Below are 2,796 nucleotides of genomic sequence, written 5' to 3'. Positions count from 1 at the left end.
TTGGACTCCTCTCTTTGGTTATTGAAGTAAGCCTTGATCACCACCGCAGGGGTCCATACGGCGAGGAACAGCCAGACGTGAGGATCGCTCCATGTCTCTCTAAAGAATAAGAAAGGCACGTAGACCATCCCTAGCAGAACCAAGACCTCCGTCCAGAAGGACTTGGAAGATAAGTTGGATGTAGACATTTTCCTGTTTCTTTATTGTGTTAGTACATTAGCATTCCGGATCAATGCCAAAAACCAATCTGTAGCAAATATGGCTAAATAAAACTAAACAGGCAAATGTTATGCGTTGATTGTCTGGTGTTTGATTTGAAACTATTTTGTTTGTGGTGCTATTTTGTAAGCAGCTTGTTGCAAATCGTGAGAATCTGTAGGGATTCAGTCTCCCCGGGCTCTTACTCGTGTGCCTCGAGACGGCGCTCCGCCAGCTGCTCGTAGCGCGTGCCGGGGCGACCGTAATTGGCATAGGGATAGATGCTGATGCCGCCGCGCGGTGTGAAGAGCCCCGTCACCTCGATGTACTTCGGGTCCATCACGCGGATCAGATCCTTCATGATGATATTGACGCAGTCCTCGTGGAAAGCCCCGTGGTTGCGGAAGGAGAAGAGGTAGATCTTTAGCGCCTTGCTCTCCACCATCCGCACGTCGGGGATGTAGCTGATCCGGATCTCGGCAAAGTCCGGCTGTCCCGTGATCGGGCAGAGGCTGGTGAACTCAGGGCAATTGAAGCGGACCCAATAGTCGTTGTCCGGGTGCTTATTGACAAACGTCTCCAGCACCGACGGATCGTAGTCCTCCGGGTAGTGCGTGTCGTGCGGGCGGAGGAGCTGTAGCCCCTCCTCTTCTCTCTCTTTGTCTGTATGTGCTGTCATATTAGGATGATCGTTATGGGGCAAAAGTAGCGATTTTATCCCCAAGTGTAGCTACCTTTGTGTCACAACACTTAGTCACCACTATTATGCTCAAGTACTTTGACGAGGCGGATATATCCGTCACCATTTGCGACAAGGAGGGGAAGATCATCGAGATGAACCAGCAGTCGCGCCAGGTCAATTGCCCCGACGGGCGCGACCTCATCGGCTTCAACGTCCTCGACTGCCACCCCGAGCCTGCTCGCTCACTCCTCCAGAAGATGATGACCGAGGAGCTCAAGCACGTCTACACCATCGACAAGAAGGGTAAGAAAAAGCTCATCTACCAGATCCCCTGGTACCAGGACGGTGAGTATGCCGGCTTCATCGAGCTGTCGATGATCCTGCCCGACGAGCCGATGCAGCACTACGTCCGCAAGTAGGAGAGTTTTTTGTACCTTTGAGAGAATCAAAAACCAAAACCCATATTCTATGTCTGAGGAAATCAAGAATCTGAAGCCCGAACTGGTCTGGAAGCACTTCCACGCCTTCACCCAGCACCCCCGTCCCACCCACCACTGCGAGGCGATCTCGAAGTACATCGCCGGCGTCGGTAAGGAGCTCGGTCTCGAGACCCGCCGCACTAAGGCGGGCAACGTCTTCATCTACAAGCCCGCCTCCGAGGGGTACGAGGATCACCCGATGGTGACCCTCCAGTCCCATATGGACATGGTGCCGCAGAAGACCCCCGAGTCGGATCACGACTTCGAGAAGGACCCGATCGATGCCTACATCGACGGCGAGTGGGTCACCGCTCGCGACACCACCCTCGGTGCTGATGACGGTATCGGTGATGCGATCACGCTGGCAATCCTCGAGGATAATACGCTGAAGCACGGCCCCATCGAGGCGATCTTCACCGTCGACGAGGAGGAGGGTATGATCGGCGCACACGAGCTGGTCGCTGGAGACATCAAGGGCAAGTACCTCATCAATCTCGACTCCGAGATGATGGGCGAGATCTTCATCGGCTGCGCCGGTGGCGTGGACGTCACCGCAACGCTCGGCTATAAGGAGGAGAAGGCGAAGAAGAGTGCCATCGCCTACGAGCTCTCCCTCTCCGGTCTCAAGGGTGGCCACTCCGGTGTGGACATCAATCTCGGTCGTGGTAATGCCGTGAAGATGCTTTTCCGCTTCCTCAAGCACGCCGTCCGGGAGACTAATCTCGACATCGCTTACGTCGATGCCGGTACGCTCCGCAATGCCATCCCCCGCGAGGCTAAGGCGATCGTCTGCGTCAAGGAGGGCGAGAAGGCTGACACCTTCGCTAAGATGGTCGAGGAGTGGGAGTGCCTCTTCAATGCCGAGTATGGTCAGGTGGAGAATCACATCACCTTTACCGCCACCCCGCTCGAGGAGGAGCCGAAGAAGGTCATGCCCCGCGAGGTACGCGATGCGGTGATCCTCGCGATCAGTGCGGTGCACAATGGCGTCGCCTCCACCCTCGTAGACTTCCCCGGTACCACCGAGGCGTCGTCCAATCTTGCCATCCTCAGTATCGAGGAGGGCGAGGTGCGTGCCAAGTTCCTCGTCCGCAGCTCCAGCGAGAGTCGCAAGCAGATGGTAGCCGATATGGTCTGCAGTGCCTTTGAGCTGATCGGTGCCGAGGTGGAACTCAGTGGCTCTTACACCGGTTGGCAGCCCAATGCTCAGTCTCACCTGCTGGATGTGACCAAGGAGTCCTATAAGGAACTCTTCAAGTCGGAGCCCAAGCTTCAGATCATCCACGGAGGTCTGGAGACCGGACTCTTCCAGGGCATCGCTCCCGAGACCGATATGGTCTCCGTCGGACCGACGATCCTACATCCGCACAGCCCAGACGAGCGCGTCAAGATCGACACCGTCGGTCAGGCATACGACCTCGTCGTACGGATGCTGGA

At 56.1% G+C, this 2,796-nt stretch carries 4 protein-coding genes; 2 read left to right on the top strand and 2 right to left on the bottom strand.

The window, feature by feature from the left end; genetic code table 11:
* Both Q0F21_RS06940 and queF read right to left on the bottom strand, forming a co-directional pair.
* Positions 1 to 188, bottom strand: a 188-nt coding sequence (locus tag Q0F21_RS06940; protein ID WP_297238588.1) for a hypothetical protein, incomplete at its 3' end; no start/stop codon positions are given.
* A gap of 212 nt (positions 189 to 400) precedes the next feature.
* Positions 401 to 877: a preQ(1) synthase gene (gene queF, locus Q0F21_RS06935; RefSeq protein WP_297238586.1), complete on the bottom strand. Its 477-nt coding sequence runs from the start codon at positions 875 to 877 to the stop codon at positions 401 to 403.
* A gap of 86 nt (positions 878 to 963) precedes the next feature.
* On the opposite strand from queF, the gene Q0F21_RS06930 reads away from it, so the two are divergent.
* Positions 964 to 1,299: a PAS domain-containing protein gene (locus Q0F21_RS06930; protein ID WP_018106925.1), complete on the top strand. Its 336-nt coding sequence runs from the start codon at positions 964 to 966 to the stop codon at positions 1,297 to 1,299.
* A gap of 49 nt (positions 1,300 to 1,348) precedes the next feature.
* The coding region (locus Q0F21_RS06925) for an aminoacyl-histidine dipeptidase (protein WP_297238584.1) at positions 1,349 to 2,796 on the top strand (1,448 nt) is incomplete at its 3' end.

This window comes from uncultured Porphyromonas sp. (assembly GCF_934359325.1).
GTDB lineage: Bacteria > Bacteroidota > Bacteroidia > Bacteroidales > Porphyromonadaceae > Porphyromonas_A.
Note: the sequence above shows the minus strand (reverse complement) of the source record. Positions and strands in the feature narration are given on the sequence as shown.

Bases quoted from the DNA above. Each gene is read 5' to 3' on its own strand.
- Q0F21_RS06930 (WP_018106925.1), top strand. From the start codon at position 964: ATGCTCAAGTACTTTGACGAGGCGGATATATCCGTCACCATTTGCGAC.
- queF (WP_297238586.1), bottom strand. From the start codon at position 877: ATGACAGCACATACAGACAAAGAGAGAGAAGAGGAGGGGCTACAGCTC.